General features: G+C 51.3%; 42 protein-coding genes and 1 pseudogene. 20 read left to right on the plus strand and 23 right to left on the minus strand.

Translation table 11 applies throughout. The annotated features are described in order from the left end of the window. Positions 1-22: 22 nt before the first annotated feature. The 22 genes and pseudogenes from B2Q93_RS17315 to B2Q93_RS17425 all read right to left on the minus strand — a co-directional run bounded on the left by B2Q93_RS17315 (position 23) and on the right by B2Q93_RS17425 (position 10,857). Complete coding sequence (locus tag B2Q93_RS17315) at positions 23-541, minus strand: hypothetical protein (RefSeq protein WP_286933875.1); 519 nt, start codon at positions 539-541, stop codon at positions 23-25. A gap of 18 nt (positions 542-559) precedes the next feature. Then, the gene (locus B2Q93_RS17320; protein WP_286933876.1) at positions 560-793 is read right to left on the minus strand and encodes a DUF2560 family protein; all 234 of its coding nucleotides are present in this window, start codon (positions 791-793) and stop codon (positions 560-562) included. A 373-nt stretch (positions 794-1,166) separates the two neighbouring features. Next, positions 1,167-1,454 carry a hypothetical protein gene (locus tag B2Q93_RS17325; protein WP_286933878.1) on the minus strand — a complete coding sequence of 96 codons (288 nt, stop codon included), beginning with the start codon at positions 1,452-1,454 and terminating at the stop codon, positions 1,167-1,169. Then, positions 1,451-1,630 (minus strand): hypothetical protein, encoded by a 180-nt coding sequence (locus B2Q93_RS17330; protein WP_286933879.1) that lies wholly within the window; start codon positions 1,628-1,630, stop codon positions 1,451-1,453. The genes B2Q93_RS17325 and B2Q93_RS17330 overlap by 4 nt, the downstream gene beginning before the upstream one ends. 53 nt (positions 1,631-1,683) lie before the next feature. Further along, positions 1,684-2,151 (minus strand): glycoside hydrolase family protein, encoded by a 468-nt coding sequence (locus tag B2Q93_RS17335; protein WP_286933880.1) that lies wholly within the window; start codon positions 2,149-2,151, stop codon positions 1,684-1,686. Next, entirely contained in the window at positions 2,126-2,362 is a 237-nt protein-coding gene (locus B2Q93_RS17340) for a holin (RefSeq protein WP_286933881.1), read from the minus strand. The genes B2Q93_RS17335 and B2Q93_RS17340 overlap by 26 nt, the downstream gene beginning before the upstream one ends. A 554-nt stretch (positions 2,363-2,916) precedes the next feature. Beyond that, entirely contained in the window at positions 2,917-3,414 is a 498-nt protein-coding gene (locus B2Q93_RS17345; protein ID WP_032180574.1) for an antiterminator Q family protein, read from the minus strand. Between the two features lie 281 nt (positions 3,415-3,695). After that, positions 3,696-4,301: a recombination protein NinG gene (locus tag B2Q93_RS17355; RefSeq protein ID WP_286933884.1), complete on the minus strand. Its 606-nt coding sequence runs from the start codon at positions 4,299-4,301 to the stop codon at positions 3,696-3,698. Continuing rightward, on the minus strand, positions 4,294-4,458 hold the full coding sequence (locus tag B2Q93_RS17360) for a NinE family protein (protein ID WP_286933886.1): 165 nt from the start codon (positions 4,456-4,458) through the stop codon (positions 4,294-4,296). The genes B2Q93_RS17355 and B2Q93_RS17360 overlap by 8 nt, the downstream gene beginning before the upstream one ends. Continuing rightward, entirely contained in the window at positions 4,451-4,888 is a 438-nt protein-coding gene (locus B2Q93_RS17365; RefSeq protein WP_286933887.1) for a recombination protein NinB, read from the minus strand. The genes B2Q93_RS17360 and B2Q93_RS17365 overlap by 8 nt, the downstream gene beginning before the upstream one ends. A 512-nt stretch (positions 4,889-5,400) precedes the next feature. Continuing rightward, positions 5,401-5,745: a DUF551 domain-containing protein gene (locus tag B2Q93_RS17370; protein WP_286933888.1), complete on the minus strand. Its 345-nt coding sequence runs from the start codon at positions 5,743-5,745 to the stop codon at positions 5,401-5,403. Then, positions 5,742-6,155 carry a hypothetical protein gene (locus B2Q93_RS17375; protein ID WP_286933890.1) on the minus strand — a complete coding sequence of 138 codons (414 nt, stop codon included), beginning with the start codon at positions 6,153-6,155 and terminating at the stop codon, positions 5,742-5,744. The genes B2Q93_RS17370 and B2Q93_RS17375 overlap by 4 nt, the downstream gene beginning before the upstream one ends. After that, entirely contained in the window at positions 6,152-6,388 is a 237-nt protein-coding gene (locus B2Q93_RS17380) for a hypothetical protein (protein WP_286933891.1), read from the minus strand. The genes B2Q93_RS17375 and B2Q93_RS17380 overlap by 4 nt, the downstream gene beginning before the upstream one ends. A 54-nt stretch (positions 6,389-6,442) precedes the next feature. Further along, positions 6,443-6,658: a hypothetical protein gene (locus tag B2Q93_RS17385; protein ID WP_286933892.1), complete on the minus strand. Its 216-nt coding sequence runs from the start codon at positions 6,656-6,658 to the stop codon at positions 6,443-6,445. Continuing rightward, positions 6,655-7,224, minus strand: coding sequence for a hypothetical protein (locus B2Q93_RS17390; RefSeq protein ID WP_286933893.1), 570 nt, complete (start codon positions 7,222-7,224; stop codon positions 6,655-6,657). Before B2Q93_RS17390 ends, B2Q93_RS17385 begins: the two co-directional genes overlap by 4 nt. Continuing rightward, a complete protein-coding gene (locus tag B2Q93_RS17395) occupies positions 7,221-7,538 on the minus strand; it encodes a hypothetical protein (protein WP_286933895.1) in 318 nt (105 codons plus the stop codon). Before B2Q93_RS17395 ends, B2Q93_RS17390 begins: the two co-directional genes overlap by 4 nt. Next, the gene (locus B2Q93_RS17400) at positions 7,535-7,867 is read right to left on the minus strand and encodes a hypothetical protein (protein ID WP_286933896.1); all 333 of its coding nucleotides are present in this window, start codon (positions 7,865-7,867) and stop codon (positions 7,535-7,537) included. Before B2Q93_RS17400 ends, B2Q93_RS17395 begins: the two co-directional genes overlap by 4 nt. A 3-nt stretch (positions 7,868-7,870) precedes the next feature. Beyond that, on the minus strand, positions 7,871-9,205 hold the full coding sequence (locus B2Q93_RS17405) for a replicative DNA helicase (RefSeq protein WP_286933897.1): 1,335 nt from the start codon (positions 9,203-9,205) through the stop codon (positions 7,871-7,873). Beyond that, the gene (locus B2Q93_RS17410) at positions 9,205-10,095 is read right to left on the minus strand and encodes a replication protein (protein WP_286933898.1); all 891 of its coding nucleotides are present in this window, start codon (positions 10,093-10,095) and stop codon (positions 9,205-9,207) included. The genes B2Q93_RS17405 and B2Q93_RS17410 overlap by 1 nt, the downstream gene beginning before the upstream one ends. Beyond that, positions 10,088-10,235 (minus strand): annotated as a pseudogene (locus B2Q93_RS17415) (DUF2740 family protein). The gene B2Q93_RS17410 and the pseudogene B2Q93_RS17415 overlap by 8 nt, the downstream one beginning before the upstream one ends. 33 nt (positions 10,236-10,268) lie before the next feature. Continuing rightward, a complete protein-coding gene (locus B2Q93_RS17420; RefSeq protein WP_286933902.1) occupies positions 10,269-10,553 on the minus strand; it encodes a CII family transcriptional regulator in 285 nt (94 codons plus the stop codon). 109 nt (positions 10,554-10,662) lie between these two features. After that, the gene (locus B2Q93_RS17425; protein ID WP_286933903.1) at positions 10,663-10,857 is read right to left on the minus strand and encodes a Cro/CI family transcriptional regulator; all 195 of its coding nucleotides are present in this window, start codon (positions 10,855-10,857) and stop codon (positions 10,663-10,665) included. 107 nt (positions 10,858-10,964) lie between these two features. On the opposite strand from B2Q93_RS17425, the gene B2Q93_RS17430 reads away from it, so the two are divergent. The 20 genes from B2Q93_RS17430 (at position 10,965) to ypdK (ending at position 21,430) form a co-directional block, all read left to right on the plus strand. Then, positions 10,965-11,681 carry a LexA family protein gene (locus B2Q93_RS17430; protein WP_286933997.1) on the plus strand — a complete coding sequence of 239 codons (717 nt, stop codon included), beginning with the start codon at positions 10,965-10,967 and terminating at the stop codon, positions 11,679-11,681. A 20-nt stretch (positions 11,682-11,701) separates the two neighbouring features. After that, positions 11,702-12,067, plus strand: coding sequence for a hypothetical protein (locus B2Q93_RS17435; RefSeq protein ID WP_286933904.1), 366 nt, complete (start codon positions 11,702-11,704; stop codon positions 12,065-12,067). A gap of 530 nt (positions 12,068-12,597) precedes the next feature. Further along, positions 12,598-12,858, plus strand: a complete 261-nt coding sequence (locus B2Q93_RS17440; RefSeq protein ID WP_286933905.1) for a hypothetical protein — start codon at positions 12,598-12,600, stop codon at positions 12,856-12,858. A gap of 407 nt (positions 12,859-13,265) precedes the next feature. After that, positions 13,266-13,466, plus strand: a complete 201-nt coding sequence (locus tag B2Q93_RS17445; RefSeq protein ID WP_286933906.1) for a hypothetical protein — start codon at positions 13,266-13,268, stop codon at positions 13,464-13,466. Further along, entirely contained in the window at positions 13,463-13,621 is a 159-nt protein-coding gene (locus tag B2Q93_RS17450; protein WP_286933907.1) for a hypothetical protein, read from the plus strand. The genes B2Q93_RS17445 and B2Q93_RS17450 overlap by 4 nt, the downstream gene beginning before the upstream one ends. Continuing rightward, positions 13,618-13,827 (plus strand): cell division protein FtsZ, encoded by a 210-nt coding sequence (locus B2Q93_RS17455; protein WP_286933908.1) that lies wholly within the window; start codon positions 13,618-13,620, stop codon positions 13,825-13,827. Before B2Q93_RS17450 ends, B2Q93_RS17455 begins: the two co-directional genes overlap by 4 nt. Before the next feature lie 69 nt (positions 13,828-13,896). Then, positions 13,897-14,868, plus strand: coding sequence for a hypothetical protein (locus B2Q93_RS17460; RefSeq protein ID WP_286933909.1), 972 nt, complete (start codon positions 13,897-13,899; stop codon positions 14,866-14,868). A gap of 7 nt (positions 14,869-14,875) precedes the next feature. Then, the gene (gamL, locus tag B2Q93_RS17465; RefSeq protein WP_286933910.1) at positions 14,876-15,160 is read left to right on the plus strand and encodes a host nuclease inhibitor GamL; all 285 of its coding nucleotides are present in this window, start codon (positions 14,876-14,878) and stop codon (positions 15,158-15,160) included. A 9-nt stretch (positions 15,161-15,169) separates the two neighbouring features. Continuing rightward, positions 15,170-16,087: a recombinase RecT gene (locus tag B2Q93_RS17470; protein ID WP_286933911.1), complete on the plus strand. Its 918-nt coding sequence runs from the start codon at positions 15,170-15,172 to the stop codon at positions 16,085-16,087. Further along, positions 16,084-16,764, plus strand: a complete 681-nt coding sequence (locus B2Q93_RS17475) for a lambda exonuclease family protein (RefSeq protein WP_286933912.1) — start codon at positions 16,084-16,086, stop codon at positions 16,762-16,764. Before B2Q93_RS17470 ends, B2Q93_RS17475 begins: the two co-directional genes overlap by 4 nt. A gap of 2 nt (positions 16,765-16,766) precedes the next feature. Further along, positions 16,767-17,225, plus strand: a complete 459-nt coding sequence (locus B2Q93_RS17480; protein ID WP_286934004.1) for a hypothetical protein — start codon at positions 16,767-16,769, stop codon at positions 17,223-17,225. Between the two features lie 88 nt (positions 17,226-17,313). Continuing rightward, on the plus strand, positions 17,314-17,628 hold the full coding sequence (locus tag B2Q93_RS17485) for a hypothetical protein (RefSeq protein ID WP_286933913.1): 315 nt from the start codon (positions 17,314-17,316) through the stop codon (positions 17,626-17,628). Continuing rightward, a complete protein-coding gene (locus B2Q93_RS17490; RefSeq protein ID WP_286933914.1) occupies positions 17,625-17,843 on the plus strand; it encodes a TraR/DksA family transcriptional regulator in 219 nt (72 codons plus the stop codon). Before B2Q93_RS17485 ends, B2Q93_RS17490 begins: the two co-directional genes overlap by 4 nt. Then, positions 17,843-18,169 (plus strand): hypothetical protein, encoded by a 327-nt coding sequence (locus B2Q93_RS17495; RefSeq protein ID WP_286933915.1) that lies wholly within the window; start codon positions 17,843-17,845, stop codon positions 18,167-18,169. The genes B2Q93_RS17490 and B2Q93_RS17495 overlap by 1 nt, the downstream gene beginning before the upstream one ends. Continuing rightward, positions 18,169-18,567, plus strand: a complete 399-nt coding sequence (locus B2Q93_RS17500) for a phage protein NinX family protein (protein ID WP_286933917.1) — start codon at positions 18,169-18,171, stop codon at positions 18,565-18,567. The genes B2Q93_RS17495 and B2Q93_RS17500 overlap by 1 nt, the downstream gene beginning before the upstream one ends. Further along, positions 18,554-18,949, plus strand: coding sequence for a hypothetical protein (locus B2Q93_RS17505; RefSeq protein WP_286933918.1), 396 nt, complete (start codon positions 18,554-18,556; stop codon positions 18,947-18,949). The genes B2Q93_RS17500 and B2Q93_RS17505 overlap by 14 nt, the downstream gene beginning before the upstream one ends. Before the next feature lie 9 nt (positions 18,950-18,958). Next, positions 18,959-19,201 carry a hypothetical protein gene (locus B2Q93_RS17510; RefSeq protein ID WP_286933919.1) on the plus strand — a complete coding sequence of 81 codons (243 nt, stop codon included), beginning with the start codon at positions 18,959-18,961 and terminating at the stop codon, positions 19,199-19,201. A 141-nt stretch (positions 19,202-19,342) separates the two neighbouring features. Then, positions 19,343-19,546, plus strand: coding sequence for a helix-turn-helix transcriptional regulator (locus tag B2Q93_RS17515; RefSeq protein WP_286933920.1), 204 nt, complete (start codon positions 19,343-19,345; stop codon positions 19,544-19,546). A 536-nt stretch (positions 19,547-20,082) separates the two neighbouring features. Further along, positions 20,083-21,003 (plus strand): kdo(2)-lipid IV(A) palmitoleoyltransferase, encoded by a 921-nt coding sequence (lpxP, locus tag B2Q93_RS17520; protein WP_154298761.1) that lies wholly within the window; start codon positions 20,083-20,085, stop codon positions 21,001-21,003. A 337-nt stretch (positions 21,004-21,340) separates the two neighbouring features. After that, positions 21,341-21,430: a membrane protein YpdK gene (gene ypdK / locus B2Q93_RS17525; RefSeq protein WP_207292170.1), complete on the plus strand. Its 90-nt coding sequence runs from the start codon at positions 21,341-21,343 to the stop codon at positions 21,428-21,430. 59 nt (positions 21,431-21,489) lie between these two features. Here the strand turns inward: ypdK and alaC are convergent, their stop codons facing one another. Continuing rightward, the gene (gene alaC, locus B2Q93_RS17530) at positions 21,490-22,728 is read right to left on the minus strand and encodes an alanine transaminase (RefSeq protein WP_212478500.1); all 1,239 of its coding nucleotides are present in this window, start codon (positions 22,726-22,728) and stop codon (positions 21,490-21,492) included. Positions 22,729-22,849 lie beyond the last annotated feature (121 nt).

Below are 22,849 nucleotides of genomic sequence, written 5' to 3' on the forward strand. Positions count from 1 at the left end.
CATCAGAGACGCTTTGTAATAACTACGCCAGTTCGCCGCCAGCTTTCAGCTTCGTCAGAATGCTGTTGATCTTGGTGACGATGTTGTTAACAGCGGTTTGTGCAGTGGCAATATCCGTAACTGTCTGGGCTGCCAGTGCTGCCTCTGCTGCCTGTTGCAGCACCCCACCGCGTTCAGTGGTGGTTGGTGTTTTATTACCAGCCATTGCGGTTGTTGCGGTCGTGCCGATCGTTGGCGCGAACGTTGACGGCTTCCCGGTTACTGAACCCCAGGCGATCGGCGTACTGGTTGCTGTGTACTGAGCTTCGAATGTCGATTTGCTCATATACAGCAGTTCGCCGTATTGGCTCTGGAAGATGTAGCCACCCACTACCGGCTTGAATGTGGACATGAACAGCGCAGACAGGTATTGGTCTGGATATGGACCGTCGAACTCTGCTACTGCCGAACCATCCACAGCCTGTGTCAGGGTTTTGATTGGTAAGCCTCGAACAAATGCCCCGCTGGCATCTGAGTATGTAGGCCATGGTTGGTTGATCATTGTGTTTCTCCTGATGGATTATGCGAACAGGTCTAATACTTCTTTCGCTTCACGGATCGCCTTCTCTGTCTTAGCAAGGGCGGTTGGCTCTGTTGCCGTTTTGGCATAAGCATCTTTGAACAGCTCAAAGTTGAGTTCGCTGCCCGCAATGAACTCAATTGCCTTTTCAGTGGCAGCTGAGTCATTCATCACCATGCGAAAAACTTCAAGCTTGAGCTTTTGCGCGTCCGTCATAAGGGTTGTTTCTGCCATTGTTGGCTCCGTTTATCCGGTGTAGGGGATGTGTGATGACTTATCTCTTAGTGGGGATAATCGATAAAATCAGGATGATTGATGCGCCGGCCATAGTGACCGCAATCGTGAATGCAAATACGCAATGAACAATTGTTATCATCCTGTCTGTTGATGATTGCTCTGGCAATGGATGATTCAGGACATCATCGCGTATCAGTGAAATTCCGTAGAGCAGAGTTATTTCGCGCTCTCTCTTTTTGCGCATAGGGAATCCCACTTGTCGTTATGGGTGTTTATAGCCTTTACTGTCCTTGCGTCCATCACGTCAGGGTCTTTACCGTGAGTAATGATCGGTCCGAAGGCGGTGCAGGCTGAATCAACATTGATGTATTTAATCGTCGGAGTGGTATTTCGACTGGCGCATCCGCTCACGAGAAGCGTCATCAGAAAGAGACTGGTTAGTTTGCTCTGCATTTTTGGCAACCTTGATTACCTCGGCTTGCTTATCTGTTGCTGCCTGAGATTGTTTTGCCGTCTCATTTGCTGCAGCTACGTCTGCTTTTGCTTTCTCGGTAGTCGCGCCTTTACTCTTCCCGCCGAACCAGGAAAAGAGCAAAGCGATTACCACTCCGGCAATACCGAGAATGCTTTCCCATCCACTTGAAAGGATCGCCGTCATTTATCATCACCCTCCGGTTTATCTTCAGGTGGCTTTTGCAGAGTCATTCGGGATATCACGCCAATAACCATCAGGGCTATGGCTCCGGCTCGCATCCAGCTTGAAGGGACTTCTGCTTTCCACTCGGGAGGAAGCTCAAACCAGATCGTCGGTAGCGCACCTAGTGCGACGATCACCTTTGTTGAGTTCCATCTCCACCAGTGCCTCCAGTCGTCTACGAGTCTGAGTTTCATAGAAGCCCCACGTACGCTGTCATTTCACCAGTACGCATTACTTCAGCATGACGCTTCGCGCGGTTTGGTGTTTGCTTGGCCCACAGGCTTGATAGCATTCCGTTAGCTGCGCCAGCGTAATTCCCTGCGGCCACCATGGCGAGAGTATTTTTGAACCCTGCAAGACCGGCTACGCCCATCTGGTATGCCATGCTGATCAGAATGTCACGGCGAGCTGGGTTGCATGATTTGAGGGCTGCCACTATGGATGGATTTCCATTCATCTTACCAACAGTGGTTTTGACGAATGACTCAAGCCAGACATCGCCTACTTCTCGTGGCACGGTGAATGTGTAGTTACTTAACGAAGCGCCTTTTGGGCCTATCTTGATACCGCAAGCCACGGTTGGATAGCCTTCGGTATCAATGTATGGCTTTTCCCTGTAGCCCTCTTCGTAGTTAAGCAGGGGGATTATTTGACTCATTGCGCCGATCTCCAAACTGCATTCTTAGAGCACTTTCTTCTCGGCGATCTCGTTTTCGCTGGTAGTGCAGATTGATAGCGAACGTGAATACAGCCAGAACGAAACCGCCGAGAGCCAGCCATTCGTTTAATGACATACTCCCCGCCAGAAATGTTGCCCCAGATGTGGTGTAAGCAGCGGCAGTGGTTACTTTGTCTGCCATATGTTTCATTCCAACCTCCGGCTTAGCAGGAGGATTCGTTCAAATTAGGATTAGGGATGATAGTTAGTTGAACAAATCCAGGATACGGTTAGCAGTAACGTGGTTTGTTCGTGACTAAAGGCATGAGCAAATCAGGCAGGAGGCTGTTAGCGCAGCTTCTTGCCGCCCATATTCACGAACCCGCCTAGTGCGGGTTTGTTCGTTTTTGCGCTGACTGATCAACGCTACGGAATAAAAAAGCCAGCGGCGAGACTGGCAATACGAGGGTTTTATGTCGGCTCTTCGGCCTATCCCAGCTGGCGGGATTTGAGGTGTGGTGGCCGGTGGCTAAGTCCGACTTACGCCTGGCAGCTTGTCCTATGCCTTTTCAATTCACCACAACGGAAAGAGCACTGCCACTGTATCGACTATGGTGGTTAGCGCGGAGTCGGTGACGCCAATGCTATTACCTGTTGTGCAAAAACGAAAAAGCCCCGGCATTTAACCGAGGCTTTATTGATTCGAAAATGTCATGTCACACACAACACTGGCAACATATACGAATTAGTTTGCTCATTTGTTCATTAAATTGCAAGCACGTTGTGTGATTTATTTGCAATTTTCCTCACATTTTCGCGATCGTTAAACGCATTTTGCAGCGGCTGGTACAAACAGAACAGAGAGGCATTGATGATTTGCTTCACCTCTCTGCGGATTGTCGAGATGCTTGGGTGTTTATACTGATTGCCGCCACGGGTCTTCATCAGGCGAGGCTTACTTACTGCATGCTGCCATGATGCAATGCGGATCTCACTGGAGTTGCAGACGTAGTATGCGAAGATTACCCGCCAGGCATTTTCATCCACATTCTTCAGGTAATGGCGAATGACCGCATCAATGAGCATCCCGTCATCATCACTACATACCGGTCGTGATGCTTGCTGGGGCTCAACGGTCGCCATGAATCTGGCAATCATGTTGATCATAGCTTTATCAATCTTGCCGGTCTGGCACCATGCGCCCCACAACTGGAGCCACTGGTCTACCCATTGATGCTGGTCGTTGGTTAATTCCAGTTTCATTATGCGGCTTCCTTCTGTGGCTGGTTGGTCTGAGTCTGGCTGTGCTTTGCTATGGGTGGCAGCTTTGCCCTGACTACGCTCTCTGCTTCGTATCTTTGGGATTCGGTTAAATTCATACGCCTAACCCCTCATTAGTCTTTTAAGCATTCGATATTTTTCCGCATATCGAATGGCTCTAATCTTTATGCCGATCTTCCTTTTAAGCCTCTTGTGCTTAACCCATTCCCTAATCAGAAAGCAGGTGACCGCAATGAGATATGCCGATAGAAGTAAAGCGTCTGTCATGCGGCCTCCTGCTGTTTCAGTGCGCGAAGCTCTGCCCTAGCCTTGGCGCGGATGCCGTCCAGTTCTTCGCGGGTATATCGGTGGGTTTCGTTGTTGGATTCCAGCGCCAGCACGCGCTCTTCACCAATCAGCTCGACCAAGGCGGCACGGTACGCCTCTATATTCCCGGATTTGTGAACGTTGCACGCGGAACACTGGAGCCAGACATTGTCGGGGTTAAAGCGAAGCTGAGGTGCAGCGGAAGTGGTGCGGTAATGTCCGGCATGCCAGGCAAATGCAGATTTGGTTCCACAGGAGATACAGCCATGCCCAGCAGCCAAGAGCATCTCACGGCGCCAGTCGTTGAATGCGCGATGAGTCATTTGCACCCAGTGACGGATCGGCTTCAGTTCATTACGGCGCTCAGAACGACGCTTGCGGCCTTCCTTCTCGGCTTCCTTCTGCTCCTTGATGCGCTTGGCTGTCTCTTTCACCTTCTGCTTAGCTCGCAGCTCAAGTGCGTAGATAGCGCCGTGTTCAGGACAGCACCACCAGACGTTGTCGAAGGTGGCAGTGAATTTCTCTTTGCATACCTTGCAGGTGCGACGGGTTGGTTTACGCATGACCTCTCCTTGCTGCAAGGCGCAGCCATTTCTGATCGACGAGGCGAGCCGTGTAGCCCTTGAGGGTTGGAATTTCTGAAGGTGCAGGAACTGCTTTGCGCTTAGCTCTGACCTTGAAGATGTGATTGCTCATTACGCGAACGAGAGGGCTATCCACGGGCACCTCCAAAGCGAGAGGCCCATTCCATAGCTAAGCGGGATTCCTCGTCCCAGCGGACGTTACGCTCTGCCCCGAAGGCATGGATTAGTTCGATGAGGTCACGCATCTGCGCAACTGTCATCTTGCTTGTTGACTGACCCAGCACAACGAAGCCATCGCCGGCAAGGTTAGGCACCACTTCCTGCTTAACCAGTGCAGCAGTGAAGATGTGCTTCCAGCTTTCAGAAGAGAGCTTGCGACCGTGCCATTCAACCTGGCTGCTGATGTCTCCCAGAATGGCCCAAAGCTTCGAATTTTGGTCGATAGAGCGCGTCATCTCTTTTATCTCGATGACTACCGGGCGCTTCTCGTCGAGTTGCAGTTGGTTAATCGCGTTGATGGCATTGGCGCGAATGTTGGCGTTGCGGAGGAGGAATTGCTGTTTCACACGCCACCTCCGAGAGGTAACGCTGAATGCAAGAAATCGCAGGTGCATTTCTGCATCTGTGACAGGTGAATATGTTCAGATTGTGGTCGCATTTAATGTCCCCATCAAATGCGCATTCCCCATCGACAGTTGTTCAGGCTGCCGACGGGGTAATTATACCACTAGATTTGAGAATTGGTTATCAATGTTTCTTGCAGTTGCGCCTACGATTGCCATCCCATGCCATCTGGCCCTGACTCCCTCGCCCATTCATGACCGCATTCTGCGCAGATATAAAACGTCTCGTCTGTGCCTCTGCCATGAAACCGAGCGCTAATAGGCTTCTTGTTTGGGTCCTCATTCATGCAAGGAAGCGGTGCGGCCCGCCTTCCTCTTGGCTGCTTTTCACAGATTTCACATGTCATGGCCGTACTCCGTTTTGACTGTGGAGTTTAATTCTTACTCCCTTTACGTGTCTTGGTCCAATTTGTACGCAAGTGAAAATACATCACAGCGTCGAATGGGTTAGGCATCTACTTAGCCTCCTGCTGCGGTGCTGCTGGCAGTGGCATCCAGTGGGTTACAGCGCCGGGAACTACGTCATGACAGTCAAATGAATTCCAGCCTTCTCCATCCCACCAAGCCTGTCCGATATCGAAACCGTTAGAAGTAATTACGGTCTGCATCCCTTCCGGCATCCGCTCACTGCAAGCCACCCAGCCATCCGGAATCGCCGGAGAGTTTCCAGCGGCACCCTGAAGCATGGCCATCTCCACGATTTCTACCATATCCTCTGGCGGAACCTTGCAGTGCATGCCAATGTGCCTTTGCTGTTTGGCGTATTCGAGAATGTGCTGAAGCTTGGCGCGGTTAATCATGATTCACCTCCCTGAAGCATGGCGGCGCGGCAGGCGTTGTAAACAAACTCCTCCGCGCTTGCGATAGCTTCATCATCCGCGGTGCCATAATCAACCAGACGCTGAACGATACACTTCGTTAATGCGCCAAAGTCTGGCGCAGATACCGGCGCTGGCGTGGCGGTGTATAGGGGGATTACCGCATCCCCGGTTGGCTGAGATAAGCACTTAAGGAGCGGTTCTCCCATCTTAGCGTAAGCAAGCGTTTCCTTAGCAGCGTAAAGAACAGGCTCAGCCGTCAGCGATGCCAGCGCCAGTTTCATCGCCGCCAGCGCCATAGCCGCATCTTCGTTTACCGCTCCCGGAATAGCATCGCGCTCATTTTCAAGCTCTGCGATTGTTTTCAGGAGCCACTCTTTGGTTAATGTCATGGGTTAGTCCTCCCCGTCAGTCGTTCGCGAAGGGTGAGCTTGCGTGCCATCCTTTCATTATCATCAATCTCAACCACGGTGAATGCGCATCTATCGAAGGTGCTTTCTCTCTTATGTTTCAGCAAAACCGCTTCTTTGTAGGCGGATTCCTTGTCTATAGCGTTCAGTTCATGCACGCCGAACCCATTGCTATCCACGTGCCAACCGTGAATTACTGCGATATAACGAGCCATATCACCCCTCCCCGTTGGTGTGGATGCTGTCGGCGCGATAAGCCTGTTTGTTGGTCATTGGGCTACCTCCGGTTTCAGCAGTTCGCCACACTCGCGGCAATGTTTATCCCAGCCATCGGCTTTGCGATGTTGGCATTTGGTGGTATCCCAGCCGCAGATGGCGCAAATGGTGTTTGTCACTCCGTCGTAAATACGGCCACCGTCATGTTTGCAGTAATTCTGGAAACGACGCTCCAGCTCTTCATAGGTCGGTTCATTAAGCTTGGTCATTGCCAATCCCCCTGACGTAAGCCGATAGCGAAACTACGTAGGCCCTGCTGAACCCACATCGAGAATTGTTCGCTTTGCGCTGCCGCTTCCACACCCTGAGCCCGCACTTCAGCCAGGAAGGCGTCGGTGGCCGGGGTTTCAACGCGGAAATAGACCGGATCGCCGTCTTCAAAGTTACCCGGGTCATCAACCTGATTTTCGTGCTCATCAGCAGAGTAGACTTCCTGACGAAGTAGACCATGCTTCAGAGCTATTTCCTGAATTTCCGCACCATCAGCTGAGCCACCATGCCAGGCGATGGAGAGCAACGCGTCAACAAATGAATTCAGCCCCGTATTCTCCGCAGCCAGCGCCGCGCACTTGGCTTCGCCTTGTTGGTGGCTTTCCTGCCATCCACGCCACGCCCAGAAAAGCGCATCGCTACAACTGCGTCCGTCGTAAATGAAGTCGCCCCCGGTGTAGTAACATGTAGCGTCATCTCCATGAAAATGGGCCTCGTTCAGCGCGTCATTGGCCCACTGATATTCGCTTGATAACCACGCTTCAAATTGCTCTCTGCTGCTCATGCTGATGCTCTCCCGCTCCTGACTGATGCCAGGCGCTCGTTGAATAGGGTTGTGAGGGGGTTTACTTCGTTGTGGTTGTAGTTGGCTGGGCGACTCTTGGCGGTTACTCGTTTCTGCCCGGGATTGCACAGGTAGTATCGATATTTACCTGTTTCACCCTCTCGCCTGAGCGTCCTGTCTGAAGCTAATTTGTTGAGCAGAGAAGCAAGAGACTTTCTTGGAATCTTCGTCGCCCGGATGATTTCAGTGAGAGAACATCCCGGATGTTCTGCGATGTAGTCCAGGGCTTTATCCGGCTGGCTTAGCTGTTTCATGCCGCCTCCCCGCGCAGTTCGCGCAAATTTTCTTCCGTTAGTGTCATGTTGCCAACTTCACGGGCAAGAGCCTTTTCCATCTTCTCGACACATCCGCGGATACGGATCATCTGCGTCTCAGGAAACTGGCTGCGGCTCATTTCGGTGAGAGTGTTGAACAGGTTCCGGTTCTTCGCTTGACTGGCTTTCACCTTCGCGCAGGCCCGGAGTGATTCGCCAATCTTGCGACCGTCGGCCCGGGCTGCTGCGCGGCAGAGTTCAAGTGTCAGAAGCGCTTCAGGGAACTCACGGTATTGTGAGTTCATGATGATTTGCATTGCGGTATTCATTTGTTATCTCCAGTCTTTCGACTTCGGCTCTGCCTGATTGGCGGCGAACTGCCTAGCTGCATCTTCCTGATCGATATTTACGAAGTGGCCATTCTTCCATCCCATGTAAAACGTTTTGGGCTGGCCAGACCGGTACTTGCCTACGATGATTTCAGCAATGCCCTTCATGTGGCTGTGCTCTTCGTAAACTTCGTCTCGATAGGGGAAGATAATCACGTCAGCATCCTGCTCGATGGCGCCTGAGTCCTTCAGGTCGGCTAGGTTTGGTCGTTTATCTGCTCTGCTTTCTACGGCGCGGTTGAGCTGGGAGAGGAGGATTACCGGCACCTTGTTTCGAAGGCAGAATTGCTTCAACTTGCGAGTGATTTCCGCAATGGCCAGGTCATGACGATCTGCTTTTGGCTTCTCAATCAGTCCGAGGTAATCGATGGCTAGGAAGCTCAGGCCGCCATCCATGTTCAGTCGTTCTGCGTGAGCAATGCACTCGTCAACGGTGAATGAGCCGTCTATGACGTAGTTGTCCTCTTCCAGTAACATCCCGGTCGCAGCTGTGAGTCTCGTGTATTGTTCCTGAATCATCCCTAGTGGGTTGCGAAGTGCTCCTACAGATAACCCGGCCCTGTCAGCAACGTGGCGCTCTACCACCTGCATTTCTGACATTTCCATCGAGACAACAAGGCCCCTTCCCTTCTGCCGGCCAATTGAGTTGGCGATGTTGATGGCCAGCTCTGTTTTGCCCATCCCGGGGCGGCCAGCGATGATGATCAGGTCTGTACGATCAAATCCTCCGTACTCGTCATCCATTGGCTCAATACCCGTTTTCAGGTACATGCCAGATTCAGCGCCCTGCATGCGGCTCTCCAGAACCGTCATGTAGTCTTCGATCAAATCACCCACCCGGCGAGGAAGCTTGTCGTTTGTCTCAAACTGAAGCTTGGCCAGGACACCACTCACCTCTGCGATCTTCTCGTTCAGGTCGTGAGTTCCTGCAGATGCCAGGATAGACGCTGCGCGAATTAGCTCAGCTTCCCCGCGGCGGAGCATCCAGCACTGCCGGACTCTCTTTGCCCATCCCCTGATGTTTGCTGCTGAGGTGCACTTGCATGACACCTCAATCACAAAATCTTTAGTGCCTGGCGGCACCGCATCCTTGACGGTAAACATGTCCACCGGCTCAGCCTTGTTAAGCAGCGTGGTGATCGCCTGATACATGCTGCGCAGATGGAAATTCTCGAATGCTTCGGCAGGAAGCTTCCCTGCGATTTCACGGCAGTCGATGTGATCGCCCTTAACCATCATCGAACCGACCAGTTGATGTTCGAAATCGTAACTATCCATCAGCTTCCAGCCCCCAGAATCTGGTCAATCTTTTCCTGGCGAAGAGCGGTTTCAATTCCGTATCGCGTTCCTGTTGGGTTGTCACCGCAGGCCCACCGCGTAGGCTGGTAACCATGTTCGATGTAGCCATTCAGGAAGTCGTCAATTGCATTTGGCTCTTTGCCAAGTTCCTTGCACTGCTTCAGGTAGGACTGCCACAGGCGCTTGATTCCAGCTTCGGTGGATGTCGTGATGCTTCGGATAGTTGGGATGCCGAACTTATTGGCTTTGCAGTTCCAGGTGTTCTTGAAACGTTCCCGATCGAACTCTGGTACTGCAGAGCGAGGATTGGTTTTCGTTGCCCGGGGGTTTGTACCCTTCTGGCGAGGTGTTAATTTTTCTTCACCCAACAAGCCCACTTCGTGGGTTTGGGTATTTTCTTTCTTTTCTTTTGTAATAGTTTCTTTTGTGTGACTCTGTTTTGGTGACAGGCTAGTCACCGTTTTGGTGACATTTTTTGTCACCAATGCAGTGACATTATCACCAGAGTAGTGACACCCTTCGATTTCCCACTCTGTGATGTTCTTGTTTGGCCCGATTTGACTGCCTTCACGGAGGATTACCTTCATCGCGATAAGCTCATTCTTGGCCTTGTTTACTTTCTGTCTTGGCAGCCTGGTAAGTTGGGCTAACTGGCTGTCAGATATGCGATCCAGTTTCTTACCAAACCCGTATGTTTTCCGGCAAATGGCATGAGCGACCTTGCTCTGATTCTTCGTTAAATCTGCGCCGATAAGCTCGTCATACAGGGCATTTGCAAGACGGGTGTATCCATCTTCAAGTTCTGCCACACGACGCTCCACAGGCCGTTGCGCTGGCCTTAACTGTGTTACGGTTGCGAGATTACTCATGACCTTTTCTCCTTCTGCATCAGCTTCACTTTCTCCAACTCAGCCCGGAATCGACCAGGCTGCTTGAAGCTGGACAGGAAGCGATCACGTAGTATGTTTTTGTGTAATTTGTCCTGGAAAGGACTGAGTGGTTTTGTCATACTTGCTCCGTTACTTGGCGTAACACAGTGTGCTTAAGCGTCCAGACTGCTACCAACAGCTGGGCGCTTTTCATTTGTGAGGATCTCCGCTACCTGCTTAGCAAGTCTCGCCATGTCGTCATCTACGACACCCCACTCCAGAACCGCTAAGAGCATCGCCAGCTTAGGCAGCATGTTTTCTTTCCAGCGGGTAATGCCTGATTTATCCATCCCGATTGCCTTGGCCACGTTTGAGGCGCCTTTCAATGCAATCTGATTCAGGATCCAGGATTCGATTTTTCGAGCCTGAGTTTTGTTTCGGGTAGTTGTGTTATCCATTAGTTAAAATTCCTTTGTGTTGAATTAGTTAATGCGCATCCTTTGATGCGTAGTTGTTATCTCCACAAGGGCGGAGAGGATGAGCAGCGATGTTAAAGAGCGGTGTTGCTTAGTCTGTTTTCTTGTTGCTTGGGAAAGGGCGAACCTCTTCACCAACAACGCTTCCATCTGCCTGGACAGTCACGATGATGTTTCTTCCAGACCGGATGGCTTTACTGATTGCACACTGAATTACGCCAAAGTCATTTGCGGCCTTCGCCTGCCCGTATTTCTTCGCGTAATCGGCAAGTGTCATTCGGTTCATAGGCACTCTCCGTTTGTTACCTTACATGAAGAATACTACAGGTATTTATAACAATCAATATGGCAGGTATTTTTAATATGAATAGTGCTGGTATTACAATGCCGGTTATGGAGACAAAAAAATCCCTGACGACAGAACAGCTCGAAGATGCTAAGCGTCTCAAGGCTTTGTATGAGTCGAAAAAGAAAGAGTTGGGTGTAACTCAATACACTATCGCTGACGAGCTTGGAATTACTCAGGGTGCTGTAGGTCATTACCTCAACGGTAGGAACGCTCTTAACGTAGAGATGGCATCTGGTTTCGCCAGGTTGCTTCAGGTTTCGATCTCCGACTTTAGCAAATCTCTCGCAGCGAAAGCGGCGGAGCAGGCTGAAAGCCTCAGCGGTGAATCAAACGTTAAGTATGTTGGAGCATACCGACAAGGGGAGCGATATCCAGTGCTAAGTAGCGTTCAGGCAGGTTCATGGAGCGAGGCTTGTGAGCCTTACACACTCAAAGATGTCGATTTATGGCTTGAATCAGATGCACACATTCAGGGCGACGCCTTCTGGTTAAAGGTCGAAGGTGACTCAATGACAGCTCCTGTAGGTTTGAGCATAACAGAGGGTACTTATGTCCTCTTCGATACAGGAAGAGAGCCTATCAACGGTAGTTTGGTTATCGCTAAACTCTCCGATTCAAACGAAGCAACTTTCAAAAAATTGATAATCGACGGCGGTCAGCATTATCTGAAAGGATTAAATCCAGCATGGCCACTGATTCCTGTTAACGGCAACTGCAGGATCATTGGTGTTGCTGTAGAGACTAAGCTGAGGCTGATTTAATTCTTAACAAGGAGACATGGATGCTGGGTTACGCAATCGGTAGTTTCATCGCGATGCTGTTCATATCGACAATGTATGGACTGGGATACAAGAAGATAACGAAAAATCTTTCGGAAAAAATTCATCAGGCCTGGAAGCATAAAGGAGCCAGGTTTGTAATTTTATTGCTGAGCGCCGTTCAAGCTATAGCAGGCATAGCGCTTTACGTGGGTAGTTGCTACATGCTTTACAAAGGCGCCACTTATATCCCCGATCCAGAATATGGATTTCTCTATGGCGGAGAGAGTGATATTTCGGTTGCATGGATTATCTTTGGCTTAGCAATGGCCATCTCATTAGCTGCTGATATCCTCAAAGGGATCATAATCTTAACTTTCGCAGACTAAAAATCGAAAATGCCCGGTTCATATCCGGGCTTGTCCTCATACAATCCACCTCAGCACATCACAAATCACCCAATCACAAAAAATAAATACCTCATATATTCATAACCTTATCAATCTCACACCTAAAATAAATACTCAGGGTATTTACACACTGGAATACCTGCCGTATTCTTATCCCATCAGCAGGACGCAACACCGAGACACGGAACGAAGTCTCAGTTCTTTAACATGATGGGGTAATTTCTCCCGCCCTTGTGGGAGACCAAAGGAAGTTGCTTTGGGGTGTGGTGAAAGCTGCTATTAGCACGGGGTAAACGATCTCCTGTGGCCACAGGCACCACAACACCAAAGCAACCACCGGAGAATTCAAAATGCAAGAAATCATCACCAACCCAATTCTCGGCGGCATGATCGCCACCTTCGCAATCGGAATGGCATTCACCATCTGGTCCACAGTAAGCGACTGGATGTGGGATCGCAAACACAGATAACCATCGCCGCACAAGGATGTGCACCAACGGAGATATCGAATGACCACTTTAATCGCATCCAACAGCGTTACACGGCGTTATCTGAAGCGTGGTGAGCTGATGGCTAAACGACGCGCTGAGGCAGCTTCTGGCGCTTCTCAGGACAAACCAAAGCGCATGAGCAAGGTTGACCGGGCAATCTATACAGCCACTACGCTGTCGATGTTCGGCAAAGAAGAGAATTCCGGATCTGCATGCTTGCCTGACGTCGCGTTGTACGCAGCTGGCCATCGCAAATCTGGTCAGGTCACAGCGCGTTAACAATTATGGGGACATCGCTTAATAGCTAATCATCGTGGCGCCGCGGTGATGTGCGTGAAAGCGTCGCAGGGTCCAACCTGCGACATGCCAGACAAGAGCTGGAGGTCCCCGCCAACACATTTCACAGCGCGTTAATAACAACTTATTGAGGTGAGGCAATGGAAGAAGAATTTGAAGAGCATCCGCAGGACGACATGAGTCAGTACCAGGACTACCCCTACGAGTACGACTACTAACTCTGATACCACCATACAGACCCGCTCCGGCGGGTTTTTTAATGCCTAATACCTCACCGCATTTACGAGTGCGGTCAGTTATGAACCGGCGGCCATCCACCGCTAACCATGCTTTAGCGCAATAGCGCATTCCCCCACGTTCAGCGGCCCGGCTTAAGGGCGGAGATGATTATGAATATTAAGCACGCAACTGTGATTATCGAATTGGAAGACGGCCAGATAGTGCAGAGGCCTTTAACGATTGAAGAGAGCACTTTTGTCCTCTTCACGCTGAAGGATGGAGAAAAGGTAAAGGTTTTTCCCTGTGAAGGCGTTGCTTTCTGCAGGGGCACCATTAGCAAGAGCGGCGTTGTTTCTCCGGAGGCTTCATGAAAGTCACCCACAACGGCAAGCAGTACACCGCCAAAAAGCTCAACGATAACGAGTGGCAGCTGACTGCAGTATCGGCACCACGGGAAAGGCTCACGCTTAACCGCTGGCAGATGCACATCGCTGGCTTACTAGAGCAGGTGGAGGTGAAGCAATGATTCATCACTACGGAACCACTCCAATCATTCGCCAGTGCGTCACTCCCGGCATGGTGGCATTGCATGAAGGCCGCACCTATCGTGTCTCAGCAGTCATTCAGGAGCGCAAATGGGTGTACCTTCACACCGATGCAGAAATCATCCGCCTCAGTGACTGCGTGATTGACGTCCTTCTGGATGGTCACGGCAACCCTATCCAGCACTAACCCCCTATTCAACCGATCGGCCTGGCTTTCTGCGGGCGGGATCTGCACATCCAAATTTCAGGAGAAACCATGAGCGAAGTAACGGACTTAACTGTCATCGAAATCAAGCCGGAGCAGGCGCCAGTGCTTTACGTATCGGGCGGCCTTGACGCTTTTCTTGAACAGATCCGCCAAGCAGTAAATGAAGTGCCGGACCTTTCCACGAAGAAAGGTCGTGACCGTGTCGCTTCTCTGGCGGCGCAGGTGTCACGCAGCAAGACGGCAATCGAAAAGCCAGGACGTGAGTACCTGAAACGCCTTAAAGAGGCTGTGCGTCCGGCTGAGGCCGAAATTAAGCGTTTCGTTGATGCCTGTGACGAGCTACGTGATGCAACCCGTCGCCCACTCACCGAATGGGAAGCCGATCAGGAACGCATTAAGGCTGAAGAAGCCATGAACGCGATGCACGCCGAAGCGCTGGTGATGAACGAAGAGTTTGACCGCCAGCGCACCGCGCAGATCGAAGCAGACCACGAACTGGCCCTGCTGATGAATGAGAAGTTTGACCGTGACCGCGAAGAGCAGCGCCGCCAGGCGGAACAGGTACAGCGCGAACGTGACGAACGGCTGAAGCAGGAAGCGGCAGAACAGGCCCGCCGCGATGCCGAAGCGAAGCACAAAGCAGAGATTGAAGCCGCAGCGCGCCGTGAAGCCGAAGAGAAAGCGCGTGCAGAGCTGGCCGAACGCCAGCGCATTGAAGCGGAACAGCGTGCGGTACGAGAGAAGCAGGAAGCAGAAGCCCGGGCGGAACGCGAAAAGGCCGTGGCGGTTGAGGCTGAGCGCCTGAAAGCAAAACAGGCGGAAGCAGCCCGCATGGCTGAAGAGAAGCGCATCGCCGATGAGAAGGCAAAACGTGAAGCTGACGTGAAACACCGCAAGACAGTAGGCACCAACATCGTTAACGCGCTCACCAGCCACACCAGTTTAACCCGCGAGCAGGCTATCGAAGTGCTAACTGCTCTGAAAGATGACCTGATCCCCTGCGCGAAAATCCACTACTGAGGAAACCATGAACGCATACCTCACTTACGACCGAATCGAAGATCGGCGCTGGGTTGAGCAGCAGCTCGACGACGAGAAAGAGAAGTGGATCGACGGCCGGGCGCAGCAAATCATCGACATGATGCCAAAAGAGCCGTCCGGCCTCTTCCACTTCACGGTCCCGATTGACTCCAGCCCATACGAAGGACTTCGCAGCGATAAAGCTGGCGAGGCCTACAACGATTTCATTTCGGCAGTTGCTTACGCCCAGGCGGAGTACGACTGGAATCACCGTACCGGCTGCCCGTTCTAAGGAGGGATTATGAGCTTAACCCTTGTTGATTTCGTTAAACAACAGGAGCCGCTTTTCATTAAGGCGGCCACTGACGAGCGGGTGGTTTGGGCTAAGGAAAGCCAGTTTGCCATCCAGCTATTTCAGAACAACGACTACCTCGCCAAAGTTGCATTCCAGAACCAGACCAGCACACAGAACGCGATCATCAACGTTGCGGCTATCGGTATCTCGCTCAATCCAGCTCAGAAGCTGGCTTATCTTGTTCCGCGTAAAGGGGCCATCTGCCTCGATATTAGCTACATGGGCCTGATGCACATTGCGCAACAGTCTGGCGCTATTAAGTGGTGCCAGTCTGCCATAGTCCGCAAAAATGACCAGTTCCGCCGCGAGGGGCTCGATAAGCCTCCGATTCATATCTACAACGACTTCGATACCGAAGAGCAGCGCGGTGAAATTGTTGGCGGTTACGTTACCGTCAAAACGGATGATGGAGACTACCTGACACATACGATGCGCATCGACGCTATCTTTGCGATACGAGACCGTTCGGAGGCATGGAAGAAGTACAAACAGGACAGAAGCAAAAAATGTCCGTGGGTGACAGATGAGGAGCAGATGATCCTCAAGACGGTCGTAAAGCAGGCTGCCAAATACTGGCCGCGCCGCGAACGTCTGGATGCCGCCATTGACCACGTGAACACAGAGGGTGAGGAAGGAATCAATTTCTCCAATGAACGGCAGCCTGAGCGAGACGTAACCCCTGCTGACGAGGCCATCACTAAAGAGATTAACGACGTCCTCATCTCGATGAACAAAACATGGGATGACGACCTGCTTCCGCTTTGCTCCAAGATTTTCCGTCGCGATATCCGTGAAGCAAGCGAGCTCACTCAGGTCGAAGCGGTTAAAGCTCTCGGCTTCCTAAAGCAAAAGGCGGCCGCATGACACCAGAAATCATACTGGATCGAACCGGCATAGACGTAACCACTATCCAGCAGGGAGATGAGGCGTGGCACCGGCTGCGCCTCGGTGTCATCACTGCCTCAGAAGTGCACAACGTCATATCCAAGCCAAGATCGGGCAAGAAGTGGACAGACATGAAGATTTCCTACTTCCACACTCTGCTCGCCGAGGTATGCACCGGAGTAGCGCCAGAGGTTAACGCCAAGGCGCTGGCCTGGGGAAAGCAGTACGAGGAAGACGCTCGTTCCCTTTTCGAGTTCACCACTGACGTCAAAGTTACGGAGTCTCCAATCCTATTCCGTGACGAGAGCATGCGCACGGCGTGCTCCCCTGACGGCCTATGCAGCAACGGTTTCGGCCTTGAACTGAAATGCCCGTTTACCTCTCGCGATTTTATGAAGTTCCGCCTCGGCGGTTTCGAGGCTATCAAATCTGCCTATATCGCTCAGGTGCAATACAGCATGTGGGTGACTGGTAAAGATGCCTGGTTCTTTGCGAACTACGACCCGCGCATGAAGCGAGAAGGCATTCATCACGTCGTTGTTGAGCGTGATCCGCAGTACATATCCGACTTTAACGAAATGGTGCCGGAATTCATTGAGAAGATGGATGAGGCGTTGGCAGAGATTGGATTCTCTTTTGGCGAGCAGTGGAGGTAGTCATGGCGGAATTCTGGCAGCCCTGGGAAAACCTATTCCTCCTCGACGTATGCAAAACAATGCCTCTACCCCTTATCGCAGAGAAGCTTGAGCGCACGGAACGCGCCGTAACAACTCAGGCATCACGTATTGGCGCCCCTCTTCCATCTCGAATGACTGGCAGGCCATGGACAAAGGCTGAGCTGTTTCTGTTTGGTCGCTTTACCCCGGAAGAGATAGCAGCGGCAACAGGGCGTTCAATCTACTCAGTGCGCAGCAAGCGCAAATCACTGGCTCGCGCCGGAGGACTCATCATGCGTGAATGGACAACCGAAGAGCTCGCGCTGCTGTGGCGACACACCAACGCAGAGGTAGCAGAGATTACCGGCCGCACCATTGAAGAGGTAGGTGATAAGCGGCTGCAGACAAACATCGAGCGCAATGGCTGGGATAAATTCGACCCGCAACGGGAGGAAGCATGACAGCACAAATCACACGGGAGCTTATGGCTCCCTTTTTATTGCTGGCGTTTGCCGTCAGCCGGATTAACCGACAGTTTCAGGAGTGACCATGACAATAGAATTTAAAGCCTTACCCGTTGAACGTGACCAATACGGCTACTGGACTCACCCGCTATATGATGATTTTTGCGATGGCAGAGAGTCTATTGCTCCTGATGAATTCAATGAGTGGCTTGGTAAGTACGGTCTCGAATGGAAGGTGGTGCATCGAGATGAAGAAGATGTCGACCCTGAAGTTGATGGTTACGATATCTCATCCTGGCAACCTGAAGCGCCTAACGGTGAGGGTTGGTTTGTCGGGTCTATTCATGACACGGAAGACGGCGCCGTTGCTATTTGGCTTAGAAAGGCGGTCGAGTCATGACCGAAATCATCGACCAGGCCAGCGAGCTTGAAGAAATGCTACGCGAACAGGCTATAGCTGCTCACCGCATCAACCGCAACGCGGTATCAGCAACGCACTGTGTTGATTGCGGTGAAGCTATCCCCGAGCTGCGCCAGGAGAAGGTGCCGGGATGTCAGCGATGTGCTGATTGCCAGCAGGACGAAGAGCTACGCATGAAACAAGGGAGTATTTGATGCTGCAAAGATTAATGGCTTTTTTGCGTAGGGAGTCCTGGGAAGATAGTCAGGAGTTCGACTACACAAAACAATTCTGGGGCCATGCGCTTCACGGTTTGAGTAACTTTAACCAAAAGCGGATGTTCTCAATAACCGGACACTGCTGCAACGTAGGGGTGTTATTTGCTCCAGTCCCGAAACGTGGTGACAAGCTGCTGATTAAATTTACCAATGGCAAGACGGGGATTCTTCGAATTCACAAAATCGAGTTCTTCCGAGACCCGTCTGACATGTTTGCTGCCACCGTTAAATTTGAAGGCCTGAAAGTGGATGAGGTGGTGTGATGGATTACAGCAAGATGAGCGACTTTGAGATTAACAAGCGAGTGGCAATTTCAGTTGGATTTCCATGTTATTACGGCGATGGTAGCTACACAAACAACCTTGGGCTCAAGGGTGCAATTGTAAAAGGTGAAAACGATAGTGGGTTATTTATGGTTGGTGAGTTTGACCCATGCAACAACCCGGCAGACGCATGGCCGATTATCGTCGGCCACAAAATAAGTCTCATCAATGCGGATGATGAATGGCTTTGCGTACCTGACGACACCGCAGTAGATGGAACCACAGGCGACGATGTCCAGATGATTTATTCAGGCGATGGGCACGTGCATGCTAACCCTCTCCGCGCAGCGATGGTGGTCTTTCTGATGCTTCAGGAGAAATCCAATGCTGACGTTTAAGCACTTCATTGATCGTCCTACTTGGGCAGCTGCAGCCGGATACCCATTCAATTATTTTGACTGTATGTCATACACAGCCGGTATGTACGGAGGCGTTTTCATTGCGATTCGCAACGTATTTTATGACTTCTTCAGCACAGAGTTACGAGAAATACCTCTGGTTCTGTCGGTGTTAATACTAGCTTCGGCAGGAGTTATTTTATGGCCACTTATCTTCTGGGTGGTGGCAATTTGGATATGGATTCGCTGTCACCGCCATCGCAATAAATACCATCTCGGAGGTGGCATGACGGAAATGGCTAGAAAGAACCTCAACGTCTGGAAGGCTCAGCTAGACCGTGAATTCAGAAAAGAGTCGACCCGCGCTATGCGTGCGGAATGAGGAGAGATTATGGGGAGAATGACATTCGTCGTTGAGTATGAGGATGGCAAGGAGCCATCTGTAGGCGCTGGAATGGAAGTGGCGGGAGGGAGGATCGTTGCTGCTTCGTGGTTCGACTATCGTGATGATTTCTTCACTGGTGAGCAGATTGATGTAATGGCTAAGGCCCTTGAAGAATTAAATACCCAGGGAGAGATTAGCGACGAAGACACCTCGTCACTGCTGGAAAAACTCGACCTGCTCACCCTGTAACGCAACTGATAGCTGATTCACTGAGTCGGCTATTGGGTGCGGATGCACTGCCTCGTAAATCCCTTGATGTTATTACCGCCTACGGGCGGCTTCTTTTTTGCCTGGCTTCCAGGTTTGATTTCTAATCCGGAGGTAAAACCCATGCGCGAATTACGCGAAGACTCCCTCATTGACATGAAGTTCATGATCGAGGATGCTGGCTACACGGCCAAATACTTCTATGACCAAATCAAGGCCGGCAAACTTCCCAAGCCAATCAAATATGGTCGATCATCCAGATGGATGTACTCCGACTACCAGCACTGGAAATTCAGTCACCTCCCCCCTCAAAGAAAAGCATCGTGATTTCCCTTTGCGGGCATAACAGCGGGCATAATTTTCTTCACATAGAACTTTCCTTATAAATCCCCTGCACTTACACTCAATACATGATGTCTGCAGGGGACACCATTAATGCACACCGCTTACGCCTCTCCCACTTATCAAAACTTCTCATTCGCTGATGCAAAGTACAGCGATACGCATAACGACGCGCCGGAGCTTTAGAGAATCGCTCTGTTCGTTGATCACGTTCGCGAAATAGTTTTGCTCGCTGCTTTTTTAAACGATCCCGGCGAAAAGCAAGCTTCTTTTTACCCGTTTTTATCGTATAAAAAGCACACTGCGCAGACCTCTTTGAGATTATCTTTTTCCGTACTATAAGTAGTGTTAGTCACGTACAGTGCAAGGGTGCTACATTACGCCGCCGCCTGGTGTGCTTCAGTCGCGTCGGGGTTAATTTCCGAATTATTCAGATACCACCCATTGGTCTCTGTCTCTAAAAGCATTATGGTGTAACGTGATAATAGCGTTACCAATATCCCCTCCATAAAGGTTGTTTTATCTTGTCGCAAAGCAAATTCAAACGCTCACTTCTGCATCCTCGTTACTGGGTAACGTGGTTTGGTCTGGGTGTTTTGTGGCTGCTCGTGCAGCTCCCCTACCCTGCGATACGTTGGCTTGGCACCCGACTGGGTAGCCTGTCACGACGTTTTCTGAAACGTCGCGAGAAGATTGCACGCAGAAATCTGGAGCTCTGTTTCCCATCGTTATCTGAAAACGAGCGTGAACAGATGATCGCCGAAAATTTTAAAGCCATCGGCATGGCTTTGCTGGAGACCGGCATGGCCTGGTTCTGGCCTGACTGGCGAGTACGTAAATGGTTTGACGTTGAAGGCCTTGAGCATTTGCAGCATGCTCTGGCCAAAAATCGTGGCGTGATGGTCATCGGCGTGCACTTTATGTCGCTGGAACTCGGTGGCCGGGTCATGGGTTTATGCCAGCCGATGATGGCGACCTACCGTCAACATAATAGCCCCCTGATGGAGTGGGTTCAGACCCGCGGGCGTATGCGCTCGAATAAGGCGATGATTAACCGTAATAACCTGCGTGGCCTGGTGAGCGCCCTGAAGAAAGGCGAAGCGGTCTGGTTTGCACCGGATCAGGATTATGGGCGTAAAGGCAGTAACTTTGCCCCCTTCTTTGCCGTGAAGGATGTCGCGACCACTAACGGCACCTTTGTGATTTCTCGCCTGTCAAAAGCGGCCATGCTCACCGTCACCATGATCCGTAAAAAGGATAACTCTGGCTATCGTCTGTTTATCACACCGGTGATGGAAAACTACCCGGAAGATGAGAGTGAAGCAGCCAGCTATATCAATAAGATCATTGAGCGCGAAATCATGCGTGCTCCCGAACAGTATTTATGGGTGCATCGCCGCTTTAAAACCCGCCCTGAAGGCGAAACGTCCCTCTATTTATAATGCTGACGTCAGGTTAGTTTCACTAAGAAACTAACCTTTTCAGACATCTGCATCTTCGCCATTACCGTTTCGTTTTGACTTCGCTCAAGTGAAATTTATTACCCGGCGAAATTAAACTGTCGCCGTTCCACGACACCCCTAAGTAACGGAAATCATTTAAAAAAATCTCACTTGTCACCCCTGATTTTTAAGCGTACATTAACGCCGTCTGGCAATGGGATGCCATAGAATTCTGAGCTGGTGTTGGGTCTATTACGGGGATAATTCTTATTTCCGCTTTGCCCTGACTTCACCTCTCTATACTCAGTTGGACTCTGTTTTTAAGGCGTGTCAGTGGATGCGCGGAGCGATGAACGTGAAATATTTCTTTATGGGTATGTCGGTGATTGTTTTAGTCTGGGCCGGTACCTTTGCCCTGATGATCTGAGCGAAGAACATGCAGTCAAAAAAGCAGGCGCCGTTGGCGCCTGTTTTTTTTTGGGATGGTTAACCCGCCTGTTCCGTCGTATTTTTTGTGGCAGCCGGTAATAGCCCATCAGCGCGGAACATGCCTTTAATGCCCCTCACCGCCTGGCGGATACGGTCGCTGTTTTCGATGAGCGCAAAGCGGACATGGGTGTCACCGTAATCGCCGAAGCCAATACCCGGGGACACACACACTTTGGCGTCCTGCAGCAGCTTTTTAGCAAACTCCAGCGATCCCATCGCCGCGTAGGGTTCAGGGATTTTTGCCCAGACGTACATAGACGCTTTTGGCATCTCAACCATCCAGCCTGCTTCGTGCAGCCCCTTCACCAGTACATCGCGGCGACGTTTATATTGTGCGGCAATGTCGCGCACACACTGCTGATCCCCCTCCAGCGCAGCGATGGCCGCAACCTGTAATGGGGTGAAGGTGCCGTAGTCGTGGTAGCTTTTAATACGCGCCAGCGCATTGACCAGCGTTTTATTACCTACCATAAATCCGATACGCCAGCCGGCCATGTTGTAGCTTTTCGACAGCGTAAAGAACTCGACGGCCACGTCGCGAGCACCGGGTACCTGCATGATGGAAGGCGCTTTCCAGCCGTCATAGACGATATCGGCGTAGGCCAGATCATGCACCACCAGCACATCGTAGCGCTTAGCCAGCGCTACGACCTTCTCAAAAAACTCGAGCTCAACGCACTGCGCGGTTGGGTTAGAGGGGAAACCGAGAATCATCATCTTCGGCTTGGGATAGCTTTCGCGAATCGCGCGCTCCAGCTCATTGAAAAAGTCGACGCCTTCTACCAGCGGCACTGAGCGTACCTGCGCGCCGGCTATGACCGCACCGTAAATGTGGATAGGGTAGCTTGGGTTTGGCACCAGCACCGTATCCCCGTGATCCAGCGTTGCCAGCATCAGGTGCGCCAACCCCTCTTTAGAGCCGATAGTGACGATAGCTTCGCTTTCAGGGTCGATGTCAACGTTATAACGATCCTGATACCAGCGGGAGATAGCGCGGCGCAGGCGAGGAATACCGCGGGAGGTCGAGTAACCGTGCGTATCCGGGCGTTGCGCTACGGTGCAGAGTTTTTCAACGATATGGGGTGGGGTCGCACCGTCCGGGTTACCCATACTGAAATCGATAATGTCTTCGCCGCGCCGACGCGCAGCCATTTTCAGCTCAGCAGTGATGTTAAAAACATAAGGGGGGAGACGATCAATACGCGTAAAGCGGCGTTCAGGACTGGAGTCAGCCATAGATTCCTCGATTAACGTGAGCGCCCGGACCGTCCGAGCGACGCTGCCACGTTTGTGGCATGTAGAGAAAATAGCCTGAAAAAAAACAGCTTGTCGAGAGGCTGAGTGAAAAAAGTCGTCG

This window comes from Leclercia sp. UBA5958 (assembly GCF_002430365.1).
GTDB classification, from domain to species: Bacteria; Pseudomonadota; Gammaproteobacteria; order Enterobacterales; family Enterobacteriaceae; genus Enterobacter; species Enterobacter pneumoniae.